At 64.0% G+C, this 16690-nt stretch carries 19 protein-coding genes; 6 read left to right on the forward strand and 13 right to left on the reverse strand.

From position 1 onward, the window contains the following. Window positions 1-18 precede the first annotated feature (18 nt). Window positions 19-1377, reverse strand: coding sequence for an FtsK/SpoIIIE domain-containing protein (locus HDA43_RS25295; RefSeq protein ID WP_246424505.1), 1359 nt, complete (start codon window positions 1375-1377; stop codon window positions 19-21). Beyond that, the gene (locus tag HDA43_RS25300; protein WP_179825751.1) at window positions 1367-1711 is read right to left on the reverse strand and encodes an SCO3933 family regulatory protein; all 345 of its coding nucleotides are present in this window, start codon (window positions 1709-1711) and stop codon (window positions 1367-1369) included. The genes HDA43_RS25295 and HDA43_RS25300 overlap by 11 nt, the downstream gene beginning before the upstream one ends. Before the next feature lie 179 nt (window positions 1712-1890). On the opposite strand from HDA43_RS25300, the gene HDA43_RS25305 reads away from it, so the two are divergent. Then, window positions 1891-2232, forward strand: coding sequence for a GntR family transcriptional regulator (locus tag HDA43_RS25305; protein ID WP_179825752.1), 342 nt, complete (start codon window positions 1891-1893; stop codon window positions 2230-2232). A 13-nt stretch (window positions 2233-2245) separates the two neighbouring features. Here HDA43_RS25305 and HDA43_RS25310 read toward each other — a convergent pair whose 3' ends face one another. Continuing rightward, window positions 2246-2422 (reverse strand): hypothetical protein, encoded by a 177-nt coding sequence (locus HDA43_RS25310; protein ID WP_179825754.1) that lies wholly within the window; start codon window positions 2420-2422, stop codon window positions 2246-2248. Next, window positions 2419-2637, reverse strand: coding sequence for a hypothetical protein (locus HDA43_RS25315; RefSeq protein WP_179825755.1), 219 nt, complete (start codon window positions 2635-2637; stop codon window positions 2419-2421). The genes HDA43_RS25310 and HDA43_RS25315 overlap by 4 nt, the downstream gene beginning before the upstream one ends. A gap of 150 nt (window positions 2638-2787) precedes the next feature. On the opposite strand from HDA43_RS25315, the gene HDA43_RS25320 reads away from it, so the two are divergent. Continuing rightward, complete coding sequence (locus HDA43_RS25320) at window positions 2788-3528, forward strand: helix-turn-helix domain-containing protein (protein ID WP_179825757.1); 741 nt, start codon at window positions 2788-2790, stop codon at window positions 3526-3528. Between the two features lie 2 nt (window positions 3529-3530). Further along, on the forward strand, window positions 3531-4007 hold the full coding sequence (locus HDA43_RS25325) for an NUDIX hydrolase (protein ID WP_179825759.1): 477 nt from the start codon (window positions 3531-3533) through the stop codon (window positions 4005-4007). Here the strand turns inward: HDA43_RS25325 and HDA43_RS25330 are convergent. From HDA43_RS25330 to HDA43_RS25340, 3 genes are all read right to left on the reverse strand, one after another. Further along, window positions 3948-4541 carry an HD domain-containing protein gene (locus HDA43_RS25330; RefSeq protein ID WP_179825761.1) on the reverse strand — a complete coding sequence of 198 codons (594 nt, stop codon included), beginning with the start codon at window positions 4539-4541 and terminating at the stop codon, window positions 3948-3950. The two genes, HDA43_RS25325 and HDA43_RS25330, sit on opposite strands and share 60 nt — an antisense overlap. A 67-nt stretch (window positions 4542-4608) precedes the next feature. Next, complete coding sequence (locus HDA43_RS25335) at window positions 4609-5082, reverse strand: GntR family transcriptional regulator (RefSeq protein WP_179825764.1); 474 nt, start codon at window positions 5080-5082, stop codon at window positions 4609-4611. Between the two features lie 12 nt (window positions 5083-5094). Further along, the gene (locus tag HDA43_RS25340) at window positions 5095-5439 is read right to left on the reverse strand and encodes a hypothetical protein (protein WP_179825766.1); all 345 of its coding nucleotides are present in this window, start codon (window positions 5437-5439) and stop codon (window positions 5095-5097) included. 179 nt (window positions 5440-5618) lie between these two features. On the opposite strand from HDA43_RS25340, the gene HDA43_RS25345 reads away from it, so the two are divergent. After that, complete coding sequence (locus tag HDA43_RS25345) at window positions 5619-6350, forward strand: phospholipase D-like domain-containing protein (RefSeq protein WP_179825768.1); 732 nt, start codon at window positions 5619-5621, stop codon at window positions 6348-6350. A 562-nt stretch (window positions 6351-6912) separates the two neighbouring features. After that, on the forward strand, window positions 6913-8148 hold the full coding sequence (locus tag HDA43_RS25350; protein WP_179825769.1) for an IS110 family RNA-guided transposase: 1236 nt from the start codon (window positions 6913-6915) through the stop codon (window positions 8146-8148). A 278-nt stretch (window positions 8149-8426) separates the two neighbouring features. Here HDA43_RS25350 and HDA43_RS25355 read toward each other — a convergent pair whose 3' ends face one another. The 6 genes from HDA43_RS25355 to HDA43_RS25375 all read right to left on the reverse strand — a co-directional run bounded on the left by HDA43_RS25355 (window position 8427) and on the right by HDA43_RS25375 (window position 15885). Beyond that, on the reverse strand, window positions 8427-10976 hold the full coding sequence (locus HDA43_RS25355) for a DEAD/DEAH box helicase (RefSeq protein WP_179825771.1): 2550 nt from the start codon (window positions 10974-10976) through the stop codon (window positions 8427-8429). Next, window positions 10973-13033, reverse strand: coding sequence for a site-specific DNA-methyltransferase (locus HDA43_RS25360; protein WP_218912406.1), 2061 nt, complete (start codon window positions 13031-13033; stop codon window positions 10973-10975). Before HDA43_RS25360 ends, HDA43_RS25355 begins: the two co-directional genes overlap by 4 nt. Window positions 13034-14058: 1025 nt before the next feature. Then, window positions 14059-14580, reverse strand: a complete 522-nt coding sequence (locus tag HDA43_RS25365; protein WP_218912407.1) for a transposase — start codon at window positions 14578-14580, stop codon at window positions 14059-14061. A gap of 140 nt (window positions 14581-14720) precedes the next feature. Continuing rightward, entirely contained in the window at window positions 14721-14897 is a 177-nt protein-coding gene (locus tag HDA43_RS36775; protein WP_218912408.1) for a winged helix-turn-helix domain-containing protein, read from the reverse strand. 213 nt (window positions 14898-15110) lie between these two features. Further along, window positions 15111-15260 carry a hypothetical protein gene (locus HDA43_RS34485; protein WP_218912409.1) on the reverse strand — a complete coding sequence of 50 codons (150 nt, stop codon included), beginning with the start codon at window positions 15258-15260 and terminating at the stop codon, window positions 15111-15113. Window positions 15261-15531: 271 nt separating this feature from the next. Continuing rightward, window positions 15532-15885, reverse strand: coding sequence for a hypothetical protein (locus HDA43_RS25375; RefSeq protein ID WP_179825773.1), 354 nt, complete (start codon window positions 15883-15885; stop codon window positions 15532-15534). A gap of 476 nt (window positions 15886-16361) precedes the next feature. Between HDA43_RS25375 and HDA43_RS25380 the strand changes: the two genes are divergently transcribed. Then, window positions 16362-16541: a hypothetical protein gene (locus tag HDA43_RS25380; protein ID WP_179825775.1), complete on the forward strand. Its 180-nt coding sequence runs from the start codon at window positions 16362-16364 to the stop codon at window positions 16539-16541. Window positions 16542-16690 lie beyond the last annotated feature (149 nt).

Below are 16690 nucleotides of genomic sequence, written 5' to 3' on the forward strand. Positions count from 1 at the left end.
TCAGGTCGGTTTGCCGGTTCAGGCGTCGAGTAGCTCGGTCAGGTCAAGCTCGCTGGTGTCGGTGTCGGTGTCGTGGACGTATGAGGTGATGTCGGCCCAGGCCGGGGTGAGGTCTGAGTACATCCGGGCGGCGTGTTCGGCGGCCTGCTCGGTGACGAGGAAGGAGCGGGCGCGGTACCACTGGCCGTCCTGGCCGGCGAAGATGGCGACGCCGGGTGTCTCGGCGGGGATCGCGCGGGCAGAGACCAGAGCGGCCGGGTCGAGGTCGCCGAGGGTCATGGTCGCGGTTTCGGGATCGTTGACTCGGTGGCAGATGCGGCCGGAGCATTGGGCGCGCAGGGCGGTGACGCCGGGTCCGAGGTCGGAGCCGATGCGCTGGCCGCAGCAGAACAGGTAGATGCCGAAGGCCCGTCCGAGCTGGGCAACGCGTAGCAGGGCCGTGGAGGTGCGGGCGATCTCGTCTTTCTCGCTCTTGTCGGCCATCAGGTACAGCTCGGCCAGCTCGTCGATGAGGACCACGACCGGCATCGGCCGCACCCCGGGTGGGAGCTGCCAGATGTTGCGGGCGCCGGCCGTACGGCACAGGCCCATCCGGTCGGCCATCAGCGCCACCAGGTCATCCAGCAGCGCGGCGCATTCGGCGCGGGTGGTGGCCAGCGCTGAGAGCCGGGGCGCGTACGGGGTGAATTCCACGCCGCCCTTGAGGTCGAAGCCGACCAGGGCGACCGGTTGCGGGGCCAGGCCGACGATGAGGGCGTTGGCGAGGTTCGACTTTCCCGACTGGGTCGCTCCGGCGTTGAGCCAGTGCGGCACGGTGCGGAAGTCGATCTCCCAGGGTTTGCCGGTCTCCAGCCGCCCGACCACCACCTTCAGCAGCGCATCGGAGGGCGGGAGCCGGTCAATGCGCACCAGCGGGTCGTGCATGGTCGCCGACAGCACGACCCGGCCCGGCCGGGGTGAGGAGACTCGGACGGCGTGGACCCGCCAGGAGTGCGCGAGCCGTTCGGCGGCCTGGCTGTAGTCATCGGGGATCTGGCCTTCCAGCAGGTGGAGGGTGACGCGCCAGCCGTGCCGGGTTGGCAGCGGCAGCCACATCCAGGGCTTGGTGTCGACGGCGATGCGCTGGAAGCGGCGGCGGACCTTGACCAGGCCGGTGGAGGCGACCGCGCCGGGGGTGAGGGTGAACCACCAGCGTTGCCGTTTCTTGGTCAGGCCGCAGCCGAGGGCGACCTTGCGCCAGGTGCCGCGGACCGTCAGGGCCATGAGCGGGTAGCCGGCCACCAGCCAGAAGGAGCGGTAGTGCCAGCGCCGCCAGGCCCATAGCCCGAGCACCATGGCGGCCAGGGCGGTGAGGAGGGTCAACAGGTCATCGCGCAAGAGCGTTCACCTCCGCCGGGAGGATCGAGGCGGCGCGGTAGCTGATGCCCCAGCGGACCTCTCCGTTGCGGGTCTGCTCCCACACGAAGCCGACCAGGTCCACGGGGTGGACGGGCATGCCGAGGGTGACGGGCGGTTCGCCGGAGACGTTGACGCGGAGCAGTTCGATCCGGCCGGTTGCGTCGATGGCCGACAGGGCGACCTCGTAGACGGGGTTGCCGCTCTTGTCGGTCTTGATCTCGCCGGTGTCCTTGTTGACCAGGCGGGGGCGGGGTGCGGCGACGCAGACGAACTGCAGCTTGGTGGTGTCGACGGGGATCGGGATGTTGCGCATGGTCGGTGACCTCCTATCTGTCGTAGCCAACATAGTTAACCTAGTTAGCTTGGTTGTCAACGTGCTCATGGTTGGCTTGGTCGCGTGTCTGTGGTGAAGTAAGAGGTTGGTAGACCAACAAGAGGTTGGTAGGCCGAGCTGGACTACCAGGCAGCAGCGGGCGGAAGAGAGACGGCGGGATGGTCAAGAACACCGGGCGGCCCGGCTATCTACAGATCGCCGACGATCTGCGCGAGCAGATCCGCTCCGGCGCCCTTACCCCCGGCGCCCCGCTGCCGTCCACCACCCGGCTCGCCGAGCGCTACGAGGCGTCGTTGAGCGTGGTGAAACTTGCCGTCGGTGTCCTGCGCAACGAGGGCCTGGTCATCGGCCAGCAGGGCAAGGGCGTCTTCGTCCGGGAGAGCGCCGCGCCGGCCCCGCCGGAGGCTTCGTCGGACGAGCTGACCGAGATCCGCGCCACCCTGCAAGATCTGTCGGAACGGCTCGCCCGGGTCGAGTCGGCCCTGTCAGACCGCCCGTAGACCGCTTCTGGAGTCATCCGCGGACGTGGCAGCCGGTCACCCGCCGCGCCAGGCCTGCCGTACGGCTCGGCGGCACCTTGCCCAGGCTCATGCACCGGTCCTCCTGGCGCATCCCGATCAGGACGAGCGCGTAGCCGACGAGGACGGTTGCCCCGAGCACCAGGGCGACGATGAGGGGAAGCGCGCTCACGTCCAGATCACCCCCGCCTCGGCGACGCCGCGCGGGTAGCCGGCCGGGCGCCGGACCTCACCGCGCCGCCTGCTCGCCTTGCGGCGGCGCTGAGCCGTACGGCGCAGCCAGCGCGCCGAGGCGTGGCACTTGCGGCAGAGCGTCTGCCCTTCCTCCACGGCCGCGCCGCAGGCGCAGACCGGTCCCTCGTCCAGCGAGGCCATCAGGTCGATCATGATCGTTGCTCCCTTCGCCGAGTCGGTGTCGTGCGGTGTGACACGAGAATCCGGCCAAAGGGCAGGACGGGATCACTACAGGACGGGACATGTTCAAGACGTCCGGCATACGATTGCCCCGTCCCTGGACGTCCCCTGGTGGCAGGTGAAATGCCGAACGAGCGACTGCGCGCGGCCCTGTTAGAGCGCGGGGCGACGGTGGCCGACCTCGCCGAGTCGATTGCGGTCGATCCGAAAACCGTGGAGCGGTGGATCACCAAAGACCGCACCCCGTACCGCAAGCACCGTTACGCGGTGGCATCGTTCCTGCGCATGGACGAGGCGTACCTGTGGCCGGCCGCGCTGACGCCCGAGCAGGCCGCGGCCGTGTCCGAAAGTGAGATCGTCACCGTCTACCCACACCGCTGGGCCGTCCCCCGGGACGCCTGGGGACGTCTGTTCACCGCGGCCAAGCAGGAGATCGGCGTGCTGGTCTACAGCGGCCTGTTCCTCGCCGAGGACACCGGCATCGTGCGCCTGTTCGCCGACAAGGCCACCGCCGGCACCCGGGTCCGCATCCTGCTCGGCGATCCCGACTGCGCCGAAGTCGCTCAGCGCGGCGCCGACGAGGGCATCGACGACGGCATGGCCGCCAAGATCCGCAACGTTATGGTCCTCTACCGGCCGCTGCGGCAGGTCGAAGGCGTGGAGATCCGGCTGCACCGCACGGTGCTGTACAACTCGATCTACCGCGGAGACGACCAGCTGCTCGTCAACACCCATGTGTACGGCCAGCCCGCCGCCAACGCCCCCGTCTTCCACCTGCGCAAGGTCACCGGCGGCGACATGGTCTCCACCTACACCGGCAGCTTCGACGCCATCTGGGCCGACGCCACCCCGCTAGAGTCCTGACCATGGCCCGCCGCATCGACTTCTACGACGACCCCGACGCACCCAAGCCCAACAGCCTGGTCCCGTCGGTCAACGTCGTGGTCACCAACGACGCCGGCGAGATCCTCATGATCCGCCGATCCGACAACGGCAACTGGGCCGTCCCCGGCGGCGCGATCGACCTGGGCGAGTCCCTGCCCGAGGCCGCGATCCGCGAGACGCTGGAAGAGACCGGCATCACATGTGAGATCACCGGCCTGGTCGGCACCTACACCGACCCCAAGCACGTCATCCTCTACACCTCCAATGGCGAGGCCCGCCAGGAGTTCTCCATCGTGCTGCACGGCCGGCCGGTCGCCGGTGAGCCGACGCCGAGCGATGAGTCCCGCGAGGTGCGGTGGGTGCCCCGTGAAGAAGTCGGCGCGCTGTCGATGGACCGGTCAATGCGCCTGCGGATCGGTCACTTCCTCGACGGCCGGGCGGCGCCGTACATCGGCTAGAGCCTCCTGAACCGCGCGTACGGCCGAGGTGATGCACGGGGTCGCATTGCTGATCGACCGGCTGACGAGATGCTCGGGGCCGTAGCGGGAGTGGATCTCCGCCAGCCGGTCGGCGACGTCCAAGGGAAGACCGTCCGGGCTGGTGGTCATGTCGGCATAGGTCAACGCCGTCACCAGCTCAGGGCGCTCAAGGCCGAACTCGGCGTTGAGGGCGTCGAGGAGTCCCCGCTCGGTCGCCTCGTAAACCGCGCAGGAGTGATGAGCGACCAGGCGGCAGAGCCGGGCGTCGGCCTGGTGGACATCGCGCAGGTACCGGGCACCGTCGAGCGGATGAAAGCCGGTGTCGACGAGATCGGGCGCGTAGCCGATGTCGTGCAGCCAGGCCGCGGCGGTCAGCAGGTCGGCTTCCTCGCCGAGGATCGGCGCCAGGGACTCAGCACGCGCGGCCACTCCTTGAGTGTGCGCCCAGCGGCGCGGCAGCGGTTTGCACAGGAGGGTTTCGGCCAGGTCGCGTGCCCATTCAGCATGTCCCATGCGGCTCACGATAGACGCCGGCCCCGGGGAGGCTTCCAGGGTCGGCGCCGGGACGTCCTCAGACGTCTCAATCGGGGGCAGGCCGGACGAACCGGCCTTTTCCGTGCGCGGTGGTGATCAACCCTTCGCGCTCCAGCTCGGCCAGGGCGTGGCGGACGGTGTTGCGCGAGGCCCGGTGCCGGCGGCACAGCGCGTGCTCGCTGGGCAGCAGGGCCCCGGAGGGCAGCGCTCCAGTGCGGATCTGCTCGCGTAGGCCGCGGGCGATCGCCTGGTAGCGGTAGGCCGCCTGCCGGTCCGGGTCATCGCATCTGACGACGCGGCCCTTGCCGGGCAGGGTGATGATGAGGCCCTCGTCTTCCAGGACCGCCAGGCCGCGCCGGGCCGTGGAGCGGGCGATGCGGAACCGGTCGGCGAGGGCCGTTTCTGAGGGCAGGGTGCTGCCCGGCGGGTAGGTCCCCGCGGTGATCTGCGCGCGGAGCCGATCGGCGAGCTGGTGGTAGACCCGCCCGCCGGTCAGCCACCTGCTCTCAGCAACCGACATCGAAGGCCGGGTTCAGGAGCGGTAGGCCTGGCGGATCTGGCTGAGGTCCAGGCCGAGCTCTTCCTGCTCGCCGTCGCGCCAGCCGGCCCGTGCCGCCTCAGCGATCCGGTCGGCCGCGGGGAACAGCTTCAGGCACGAGACGCGCTCGTCGTGCTCGGCGCCCCAGTAGTACCACTGGAACGCCAGGTGGGCGTAGACGCGGCGGGTGCGGAAGGCGCTGTCGGTGACGTCCAGGCACGGCCGGTTCTTGCTGTCGGTGATCAGGACCGCGATGATCTCCCGGTTGATCAGCTCGTTGCGGAGTGCGGTGAGCAGCTCCACCTGGTAGGCGTGCTGGCTTTCTTTCACGGTGCCCATGACTGTTTCGGCTCCCATCGGATGGTGGAGGGCGAAGACCCCGGATCAGGTGGGGTCACATGCCGATGAGCTTCGTCGCCGGAGAGGGACTCGTGGACCGCAAGTTAGGGACGTCTAGGGACGTCTTATGTTAACGTCGCAGGCACCGGCCCTCCTGCTGTGGAAGGTGCGTCCCTGTTATGAACGAAAACCTCCGGCACGCCCTTATTCGGGCGCGACTGCAGCCCGTCGACATCGCCGCCCGCCTGGCGGTCGACCCCAAGACCGTCGCCCGCTGGATCAGTGGCCGCATCCCTCACCCCCGTCACCGCCTCGCGGTCGCCGATCTCCTCGGAGCCGAGGAGAGGGACCTGTGGCCCGACGCCACCCGCGGCCGGCGCGTCCCCGACGAGATCAAGGCGATCTACCCTCATCGCTGGGCTGTCCCGGCCGATGTCTGGCGCACCTTCTTCGAGGCCGCGGAGGAAGAGATCGGCATCCTCGTCTACAGCGGCCTGTTCCTCGCCGAAGACGCCGGCCTCCTGCGCATCCTGACCCAACGAGCACGGGCAGGGGTGCGGGTCCGCATCCTCCTGGGCGACCCCGACAGCCCGGACGTTGCCGCCCGGGGCGTCGAGGAGGGCATCGGCGGCGACGTCATGGCCGCCCGCGTCCGCAACACCCTGGCCCTCTACCGGCCCCTCCAGGACGTCGAGGGCATCGAGATCCGTCTCCACCGCACGGTGCTGTACAACTCGATCTATCGAGCCGACGACAGCCTGTTGGTCAACCTCCACGCCTACGGCACCCGAGCCTCCGAAGCCCCGGTCATCTACCTGGCCAGAATCGAGAGCGGCAACGCCGCGACGACCTACCTCGACAGCTTCGAACGCGTCTGGTCCAGCACCGAAACAGCAGTTCAAAGGACCTGACAGTTCTTCATTCAAGATCGAACGTAACTTATCTGTTCGCTTTCAAGGGCGGTCCGCTCCGCGGCCCGCCGCGCGTGCGCGGTCGCCGGCCGCGCTGCGGCTCTTCGGCCGGTCGCGCCCGGCGCCGCCCACGCGCCAGATTCATCGGGTGAACCTCTTGAGCAGGACAAGCCTTCAGGTGGTCGAAGCGGTCTCTCCGCAAGGCTGCCGCGCCGCTTCCGTTGCTAATGACGGTCGCGGGCACGTCCCCGATCTGGCAGAGCGGAGCGGATGCCTACTTCCGTTGCAAGATCTCCGAGATCTTTCGCCCGAGACTGGTGCCGTTGCCGACTCGGCCGGACGGGGACGTGCCGCACCTGATAGACCGTGGCGTGAGCCCACCCGCGCAGGAGGAACCCCTTTCACACGTTGGTGAGCGGCCAGCTCTGAGCAAGACCGGGGCCTGCACGGGTCACCGGGGTCACCGACGGCTCATCGGATGGTAGGCCGCAGAGCCTTGTCATTAGGGCGCCGCACGACCCCGCCACGGGCAGAGGAGCAACCGGAGCAGCGGAGGTGAACAGTGCGCGTCTTCTGCGGAATCGACTGGGCCGAGCGCCATCACGACGTGGCGTTGGTGGACGAGAGCGGAACCGTGATCGCCCAACGGCGGATCACCGAGACCGTGCAGGGCTACCAGGAACTCCTGAACATGCTCGCCGAGGCCGGCGACGGCCCGGAGGCCCCGATCCCGGTCGCAATCGAAACACCTCGTGGCCTGCTGGTGGCGTGCCTGCGCGCCTGCGGCCGCCCGGTGTTCGCCATCAACCCCTTCAGCGCCTCCCGCTACCGGGAACGGCACGCGATCTCCCGCAAGAAGTCCGACCGCCAGGACGCCATCGTGCTGGCCAACATCCTGCGCACCGACATGGCCATGCACCGGCCGCTGCCGGCCGACACCCACCAGGCCCAAGCGGTCACGGTACTGGCCCGCGCCCAGCAGGATGCCGTCTGGCGAGTGCACCGCACCGGCAACGAGCTGCGCTCGGTGCTGCGTGAGTACTACCCCGCCTTCCTGGAGCTGTTCGCCGCCCAGGAGGGCGGAGTCAGCTGCCGTGAGGCCCGCGCGATCCTGGCCATCGCCCCGACCCCCGCCGCAGCCGCCCGGCTGAGCCGGCCGCAGATCCGCGCCGCCCTCAAGCGCAGCGGCCGGATCTATCACCTGCAGTCCTGGACCGAGAAGATCCACACCGGGCTGCGCGTCGAGCACCTGCGCCAACCCGGCCCCGTCGAAGAGGCCTACGGCCACCAAGTGCTGGCGCTGCTGGCGGTGCTGGACGCCGCTTGCACCTCGGCCGCGGCTCTGGAAGAGGCCGCCATCGCCGCGTTCCGCGCCCACCCCGACCACGCGATCATCACCAGCTTCCCCGGCCTGGGTGACCTGACCGGCGCCCGACTGCTCGGTGAGATCGGCGACGACCGCACCCGCTTCGCCGACGCCCGAGCGCTCAAGGCATATGCGGGCGCGGCCCCGGTCACCCGAGCCAGCGGACGCAGCCGCGCCGTGATGCACCGTCGGGTCAAGAACCAGCGCCTGGCCGCGGTCGGGTATGTGTGGGCATTCGCCGCTCTGACCGCCTCACCTGGAGCGCGAGGCCACTACGACCGGCGCAAAGACCAGGGCGAGCGCCACGCCGCCGCCCTGCGCAACCTCTACAACCGCTTCCTCGGGTGCCTGTTTCACTGCCTGACCACCCGCCAGACCTACCGGGAACAAGCGGCGTTCCCCGCATCGACCGAGCAGCCCGCCGCAGCGTAAGCCGGCCGGGCTGAGCCCTGTTGCCGCTGGGGGCTTCGCAGCCCCCAGACCCCCGCGCGCCGGAGCAACCGCCGGCGCGCCCACTGTCATGCCCACGACCCGCCGCTCGCGCCGGCGGTCACTCCGGACCGGGTTGACACGCCCCGCCCATCGGATGTCTCGGGCCTAGCGGCCCTGCGCTACGGGTCGGCTTGCCACCGAATGACTCAGGTGTCACTTACCGACTCCGATCCTCATAGGATTGCAGCTCCTCAACAGTGAGCCCAACGTCATCGGTGTCAGTAGTCTCCACCGAATTCAGCGAATACGGCTTCGATGCTGGCCTTTGTTGTGCACTCATCAAGCCGTTCAGTGATTATGTCGGTGGTTAGATCGAGGGCCTTCAACTCATCGGATACCTTGATGACTGCAACAACTCGCCGTACCTTGTCATGGTGCGCCCGAGCCCACCGGCTAAGAGCAGCCCACTTCGGGCCGGTGTCCCACCCCTGGTGACCGTGCGGATCGACCACATCGACCACGATCGCACCGTCAACTTCATGGAAGAAGAGGAAGTCTGGGTACATCAGTGCCCATCCTTCACCGTCGGGGTAAGGAACTCCCAAGCCATGCTTCGACCTGGCCGGATTCCGGTACCACCCGACCAGTGTCGCGTACCCGATCTCCTTCTCAAGCACGTCAATCTCCCACGCAGAGCCGGGCTTGAAAGGATACTTCCCTTCCGGAACGACACGATGGTCCGACGGCGCGACATACAAGTGCTTGTCGTACACCGGAACTGGCGAGGTAACCGCGTGCTCCCCGCTTCCCGTGATCGTCTCTGATGGGGCTGAGACGCTTGCGGGGATTTCGATGTCGACAGCTAGAGTTCCGACCCTCGGGTTCCATGCTCCCTCGAAGTCAAGACGAGCTTGTTTACCCAACATGGAAACCTGATTGGCGTATTGAACTCGCCAGGCCTCGCTCTGGTCAGCGGCGGCTGCCTCGACGGCCTTCTTGAAGGCTATCGCCATCTCTTTTGTTTTCACTAGAGCAGCTACATGTGCTTTCGCCTCGTACGGATCATCCATCTCGTCGCAGAGGGTATTCCAATACCACTTCGCAGTGGCATCGGGCAGCGCACGAACCGCAGCGTTGAATTGCGTGTCGATGTCCTGGACCTTGGTTGAGATCGACTGCTGGTTATCGCTCTCCACGAACTGACCGCGTCGGTTGTCCCAGACAGTTTCGGAGATGTCAAGCTCCATCACGTCGTTGACAAGTTCCTGAATCTCCGCAGCGCGCACAGCAACCTCGGTTTTGATTGCTCCGACAAGGCGGGCCTGTGCCTGTGCGCTGGCGTTAGCTACTAGGTTGTGGCCGCGGAGAAGCCGAGCGAGGCCGAGGAGCCGGTCAGTCTGCGAGCGCCATGGTTTCTTGGCTCGGGCGACCGACGGCAAAGCTCCAAGAAGAGCGAAGCACTCCGACGGAATGGCCGTGTTCTTCACGCAATCGACTGGCTCTACGGCGATTTCGATGTCACCGCCCGTATCCTCACCGAGTGCCTGGACGACCTTAGCGACTTCACTCTTCGAGTAATGAGGAAGGTAGAGCGTTACCGAGTTCAGAGATTCGTCGGTTTCAATACGCTCCGCAAGCGGTGTGCGGACCATACGGCCGATCAGCTGCGCAATATTCGTGTAGTCCTTGGCAACACGTAACGAGAGCATCACCTCGGCACGTGGGCAGTCCCACCCGGTCGTCAGAGCGCTCTTAAATAGGACCACACGAACCCGGCTGTCAGCCGCGATCCGGTCCGGGGCGATATAGCGGACCTCTCGGTCACCTGGCAGTGTCAGAGTGGCGTGGGACTCGAAAGAGTGCGCAATAGCGTCCCCCTTCAATAGCAACCATTCCGACTCCAGAGAAGATAGATATGAACCGAGTTCAGCGTCCGAGGTACCCGGACGGACTTGGATCACCAGGAGGGGTTCGACCAAGGGCGCCCCGGTCAATTCCGTGTAAGCCCGCCATCTCTCGTCGAACTCCTTCAGGGTGACGACTGATTGCGCCAAAAGCGTCGACTCGGCGGCCTGGCTTTCGCCTGGGTGGCGGACGATGATTCTGTCCTTCAATAGACCCGATTCACGGACTTCCGAGACCGGTACCTCGATCATCTCCAACGACCGGCCGGCCCGGTCCATCGCTCTCTTGAAGCGCTCCGGCGTGGCGGTGATCCCGAAGATTACCGGCGCTGCCGGATGCGGTCGTCCCGTGAAGTGGTCGGCTGTGCCGCCATGGCTTATCCGTTCGATGATCGTGGCTGCGTCCCTCTTCGCCTCAACGCCCTTATGGGCCTCATCGATGACAAGAAGGAAGTTCGAGCCATACGCCTCGACGGTGTTCGCAACGATCTCCCATAGCCCATTCTCACGGCTGTTTGAAGGCTGCATCGAGGTGGTGCCCTTACCGAACAGATGGATGTGCGCGAAGTGGATACGGCCACGGTCAAGTCGCTTCTGGTCAAACGCCGTATCAATCTCGACCAAATCGCCATCGGTTAACTGGGCAGAGGCCAATAACATCTTGTCAAGTGTTTGACGGTTCAGAGCTGGGTCGTCGGTGACCCATAAGATTGCCAGGCCAGGGTTCCCCTCGGTGGTTTCATCACCGAAGATGAGCCGCTCCAAGACGGAGGTTGCAATAACAGTCTTTCCCGCGCCCGTCGGAGCCGAGAGCCCAACAGCGGTCTTCTTGGCACGCTCTATGAACACACGCTGAGCGTCACGTACTTCCTCGACGCACAATGTCACGGCATTAGACTGGTAGGGAGTGAGAGTGAAGCTCACTGGGCCGCCTCCACGTTTATTTCAAAGTTCCTCAAGTACGACTCATAGAGTCGGTATGTGCGGATCCCTCGGGGCAGCCGCCCTGTGACATCCTCGAAGTCAGAAGGGGAGTCGGTTACTACGAACACCAGCGGGGGCGGCTTCTGGAGCGCGGACATCGCAGCGACAAAGGACTCGCTCGCGTCGACATCAACGAGAACCGCGTACCGGTCCGAAAGCGCCCACCCCTCGGACGGCTCCTTAGATATACACCTCCCTATCGCTCCGGCCTGCATCCAGAGCAGCGGTGCGATCGCCTCGAAATCACGGGCGCGAGAGACACGGTCAGGATCTAGGTAGGTGAGGTCAAAGAATTCGACGGTGGCGCTCAAGCCATTCGAGTAGATGGAGCCATCAGGACGGGTTCCGGTAACGACAGTAGTAATGCGAGGCTGAGTGACATACCTACATACTCCTCTCGCCTCCCATTCGGGATCCCCAGGGCTACACCCGGCCGCGCGGAGCGCCTTGGAATCCTTGGCCCCTACTTCGTTGTTTGTGACCAGAATTGACTGGCGAGTCCCGCCATCTTCAGCATTGAGGCGCGCCACAGCCTCGGTCGTCGAGCCCGAGCCTCCAAAGAAGTCGAGGATTACTGCGTCAGACGGAGCTATCGCAGAAAACCACCGCATCAAGACTTCGTGATCTTTGGGGAACGGAAAGCGTTTATCGCCGAGTATAGCTTCCAGCCGCTTCGAGCCCGGCATGCGAGGTGTCGTAAACGTTGCATAGGGAACTTGAACAGCCTGATCCACAAGTAGCCGCTTTATCCGTGGCGTAGTTGTTTCATCCGGACCAAACAAAATGCGATTATCTTTGAGGCGTTCCTCCATTGCATCAGGATCCAATCGCCAACCATTTGCAGGCATGCGGACAGGCTTACCCGTCTTCGGATGGTGGAGGTCATATCTCAGATTTTCGCGCGGACTTGGACTACTAAGATCTCCTGCCTGAAAGACGCGACCTTGATCATCAATCTGGTCATAACGGAATACGGCTGGCCCGAGGACATTCCGAAGTGGGCGCAGAGCCGCACGGTAGATCTTGGTTGCCTCGCTGGGGTCGTGTCCCGACTCTTCCCATGCCTTCTTAGCGGTTTCCAACGCTAGGTCAATGCCTGGCTTGACGACTCGCCAACGGACTTCATTTTCGGCGAGCGTCGACTCATCCCTTGCGTACGCCAACATATAGTCCACCCCGCCAGCGGTGTAGCGAGCGTCGTTCTTGCCGCTGCCTTGCCAGACGATATTTGCAATGAAATTCTGAGGGCCGAAGACCTGATCCATCAACATTCGGAGACGATGGTGTTCTTCGTCGCCAATCGCTACGAGGATAATCCCTGTATCCTTAAGGAGGTCTCGTGCGAACGTCAGACGTCGCTCCATAAACGAGAGCCACTTGGAATGCTTGAAAACATCCTGGTCCGCGATATATCTATCACTGTAAATCCAACTCTGATTCCCGGTATTGTACGGCGGGTCAATATAGATGAGATCTATTGCCTTGCGGTGGGTCATCTTTAGCGCTTGTAGCGCATGATAATTTTCGCCATTGATGACGACATGGCATGGGACGTTAGGCTGTCCGCGCTCGATCCGATGAATCGGCTTCAGACCGGGATAAACTGGCTCACCGAAATCCCGCACGACGACTAGGTCGGCAACTGGAACGGGTTCCTCTACATCGGCCAGGTAGGCCAAGCGCTCAATCCCTGCACTGACGACCTTGAGGACACGCCAAGTTTGTTCTTGCCCGCCATGAACCGAGTCACGGCGCACTACCTTCACACCGCGCTTTACCGGATGCTCCGGAAGCCTCACCGACTCGGGAAGATGCTTCTCGAAAACTAGTCCGAACTTCCGGCCTTCGCGTATCGCATCTACTTCGCGGGCGAGCGTGACGGCTAGCGCGGGATCCAGTGCGCGGACCCGGGCAAGCGCATCATCAAGGACGTTCGATCCTGGTTTGTTGCCCACAACCTTGGGCGCAGGGTTGGTTGGAGAGGGGGCTTCAGTCACAGATTGAGGCTTTCACTGTTGGGTTATGGGATAGTTGATCATTTTGGGTTCTATTAAACCGTACTCAGTCATCCGCTAGTGGGCTTACGAGCGGATGACTGAGCCGACGAACAGGTGCCGCATCCAACATGAACACTCATGATCAACTTTGAGCTAACTATGGATCAGGTTATGGCAAAGTCTGCGGCGAGGCATCCGTTTCCACAGCCCGGCGGCCTTGTGAGGCAAAGTCTCCACTGCCAGGTGAGCAAGTGCTGAGGTGTAGCTCACCACACGATTCGCCCCTGATGCAGACGGGGCTACCATCTTGTGACGGCCAAGCCATGAAATGTCCGTTATGTCCTATATTTGGGATCCCATCAGCCGCTCTAGCCGGGAGTCATGCCACTGCCCACAGCTTCCAAGGGCTATGTCGGCAACAGGGAGCACCGACTATCCCTCCTCGGCTGGGATGCGGTCGTCTGTTGTACATCGAGGTAGCCCGGGGCTGTATTGGCATGTCACGCTTAACGTAGAAGCCGCGAACACACAGCGTGCTGTGCGACCCAGCCTGCCAAAGCAACGCGGTTCGTCCCTGTCGAACGCTCGCTAGATCAGTTATTCGATACGGTGACTGTCGTGAGCTCGTACCTGCTGATTCTGGGTGAACGTGAGGCCGTGGCCTGGGTGCTACGCGAGTCTCGGATGGCTTTCCCTCCGAGAAGCCGGAGCGAAGTGGCCAAGCTCAAGGTGGGTGATGAGCTGCTCATCCTCACTACCCGCGGCTGCTGGCACAACCCCACGCGGGACCGCACGCGGGTCATCGGCCTCGCGAAGGTAACCGAGGACGTCGTCCCTTACGATGAGCCCATTACCATCGCAGGTCGCAGCTTCACACGAGGCTGCGAGATCAAGATCGAAGCGCTTGCACCCTATCTTGCCGGCGTTGAGCTGTCGCCACTTGTCCCTCAGCTTGCTGCTTTTCCGGATAAGCGGAGCAGCGCATGGTCCCTTCGACTTCGTCGTCCCCTTCTGGAGATCTCCGATCATGATGCGCTGTTCCTCAGGCAGAAACTGCGTATCGTCTGCGGGGATGCCGCCAACGTGATCCCCGAGTACCTTTCTGCCATCCGCCCCGTACAGGCCTCTTCGCGGAGGTAGTTGTCGAGGTTAAAGGCGTGGTGTCGTCGGAGTCGGGCGGGGACAAGTCCAGTGCCGAGGAGGCAGCCGTCGAGGACGTCGTGGCGGTATTGGAGTCGGTGTAGGCCTTGGCGGACGATGGTGATCAGGTCGTTGGGGTCGGTGAAGGCGCGGTTGGCCATGGTGGTGCGGCGCAGTATCGACCAGATGCCTTCCACGGGGTTGAGGTCGGGGACGTAGGTGGGGAGCTGGTAGACGGTGAGCCAGTCGCGTTCGGTGATGTAGCGGCGTATCCCGGCGGTCAGGTGGGCGTTGAGGTTGTCCCACACCAAGACGATCGGGCCGCCGAGCTGGTGGGCGACCTGGATCAGGTTGCGGTAGTCGGTCCAGGCGAAGCTTTTGCGGCCGTCGGGGTGAGCGTTGCGCACGGCCGGTAGATCAGGCAGGGTGGCCGGCCGGATTTACAGCACAGCAGGGCGGCCACCGATAATCGGCGCCGGGATCGGCCGCGCACGCGCACGATCGGGGTGGATCCGTACCGGGCCCAAGTCCGGGTGACCCGGCGGCGTCATCGAGAACCCGGCCTCGTCTCCGAAGACGATCTATGCCCCGAGCGCCGCCGCGGTTGTTCCACCTGTGACCAGATCTCCTTCACCCATCCGGCCACCACGGCCTCATCGCGCTCGACCGCCCGGTGTGCCGGTATCTGAGCCGGCCAGCCGTGCCGCTTGAGCAAAACGGCCACCCCTTGGGTGGTTTAGCTCTTGTGGAACCGCCGGCGGATCAACGTCTTGATCCGGGCCAGGGTCCAGGTCTGGTCCGGCCAGCCGTGCGCCACCGTTCCTTTGTCCAGTTCGGTCTCCAGCACCGCGAAAAGCTCATCGCTCAGCAGCGGCAGCGCGGCCGGGCCCTTGGAGCCCAGCGCCTGAACACCGCCCTGTGACCAGGCTTTACGCCATCACTGTACCGAGCAGATACTCACCCGCAGATCGCGGGCGATGACCGCGTTGTCCTGCCCGGCCACGAACCACCCGGCCGCCTCAAGGCGCAACCGTTCATGAAAGGCCCGGCGCTCGGCGGTCAGCCCGCTACCCTGCGCGTATCGCATGACGACGGCGCGCCTCAGGGATCACCACCCGTCAGCTATCCTCAACACCACACTTTTAAGATCAGTAGCTGATCGCCCTGCCGAAGAACCGGTTCAAACAGATGCAGTGCTGCCTCGCCCTCGTCACCGGCTTCATCGCTAAGGTCGGCCTGGATTTCCAACCCCCGGAAGCCCAGCCACTAAGCCTCTCTAAGAATACGAAGCAAAGTACCGTGTCGCGGATGTGCTTCAGGTGATGGAGGCGCTCCTTGCGGAACGGTGATCCTCAGTTTCAGGAGGCATCTGAGGGTGCGTCCAGGTTGAGTCGCCGCTCTACGTTCACCAGAACGGCATCCAGCATTTTTTTTGGATCGTATCCAGGCATCGGACCAAGCCGGATGCGAAGCTGCTCGGCAAGTTCGCAGGCGAGTTCAGCGATAGGCTCATCACTTAAGACCGCAGCCAGTTCGTCTAGAAGATGCGCTATCGCGTCGCCTTCATGCCAATTTAGCAAGGGCTGTTGCAGCAACGGAAGATGCCGAGCTGAGTCGACTTGGGCGGCCAGGGCGATAGCGATATTCAGGCGTAAATCTCGGGCCGAAGAGCTCTCTGTCGCGATCTGCCAGTTCGGCGTGCAGTCGGTCATGATAATTTCTCCTGTCCACAAGTCGACAGTATGCTATATGTCCATGTTCATGAAAATTCAATAACTATACACAATTTCAGGCAAACCGGCATTGATATTCCCATATGCCCTAACCGTCGGTGGTGTGGTATCAGAATTCCAGACTCAGCGTTAGCGACGTCGTTTGTACGGTTTGGACTGCCCGGCTTGTCTTCATCGGTCCCTGCTGCATGCTTGCTGAACCGTTGAACCCTTTCGGCTACCGACTTGCCACGCCTTCACCTGCTGAAGCCCGCGACGACCGGGTGCAGAGACAGCGCCCCCGAGCGGTCTTGCTCGAAGGCGCCGTCGTCCTCAGCCTCCGAAGAACAGCGGGTTAGGCAGGAACATAAACCCCATGCGATCACCTCCCGTAGCTTTGTAATTGCATAGGGTAGTCATTAAGGTCTCTTGTGACCAGAGGAGGAGGGGCTTCCATGCAGAGAGTCCAACAACACGTGATCGACGACATCTACGCCCAGCTTCGCCGCCAGCTCGCCGAACTAGAGCGACACATCGAGCGCCAGCGCAATCACTCAGGACCGATTGCTGCCGAGGCATATGTAGGCATACGTCGGTTATGCCAGGCGATACGTGACGCTGCGGCTGATCTCGACGTCCTGATCAGAGATTCCTGACCTAAGCTGCATCGACGAACTCAGAGCAACTACTAAGTCTCGTCATGTATCGCCAAAAGGAAGGGGACCCGCTTCCACACCGTCGCTCTCTGTTCGCCCTCTTGGCCTGCATTGGTAACATTTGATCCCACCATGACGACTGACTAACC

Source organism: Streptosporangium sandarakinum, from assembly GCF_013409935.1.
Taxonomy (GTDB): Bacteria; Actinomycetota; Actinomycetes; order Streptosporangiales; family Streptosporangiaceae; genus Streptosporangium; species Streptosporangium nondiastaticum.

Coding starts and splice junctions, on each gene's coding strand:
- HDA43_RS25300 (WP_179825751.1), bottom strand. CDS start 1,711: ATGCGCAACATCCCGATCCCCGTCGACACCACCAAGCTGCAGTTCGTC.
- HDA43_RS25340 (WP_179825766.1), bottom strand. CDS start 5,439: ATGGGCACCGTGAAAGAAAGCCAGCACGCCTACCAGGTGGAGCTGCTC.
- HDA43_RS25345 (WP_179825768.1), top strand. CDS start 5,619: ATGAACGAAAACCTCCGGCACGCCCTTATTCGGGCGCGACTGCAGCCC.
- HDA43_RS25335 (WP_179825764.1), bottom strand. CDS start 5,082: ATGTCGGTTGCTGAGAGCAGGTGGCTGACCGGCGGGCGGGTCTACCAC.
- HDA43_RS25330 (WP_179825761.1), bottom strand. CDS start 4,541: ATGGGACATGCTGAATGGGCACGCGACCTGGCCGAAACCCTCCTGTGC.
- HDA43_RS25320 (WP_179825757.1), top strand. CDS start 2,788: ATGCCGAACGAGCGACTGCGCGCGGCCCTGTTAGAGCGCGGGGCGACG.
- HDA43_RS25375 (WP_179825773.1), bottom strand. CDS start 15,885: ATGACCGACTGCACGCCGAACTGGCAGATCGCGACAGAGAGCTCTTCG.
- HDA43_RS25305 (WP_179825752.1), top strand. CDS start 1,891: ATGGTCAAGAACACCGGGCGGCCCGGCTATCTACAGATCGCCGACGAT.
- HDA43_RS25315 (WP_179825755.1), bottom strand. CDS start 2,637: ATGATCGACCTGATGGCCTCGCTGGACGAGGGACCGGTCTGCGCCTGC.
- HDA43_RS34485 (WP_218912409.1), bottom strand. CDS start 15,260: ATGCGATACGCGCAGGGTAGCGGGCTGACCGCCGAGCGCCGGGCCTTT.
- HDA43_RS25325 (WP_179825759.1), top strand. CDS start 3,531: ATGGCCCGCCGCATCGACTTCTACGACGACCCCGACGCACCCAAGCCC.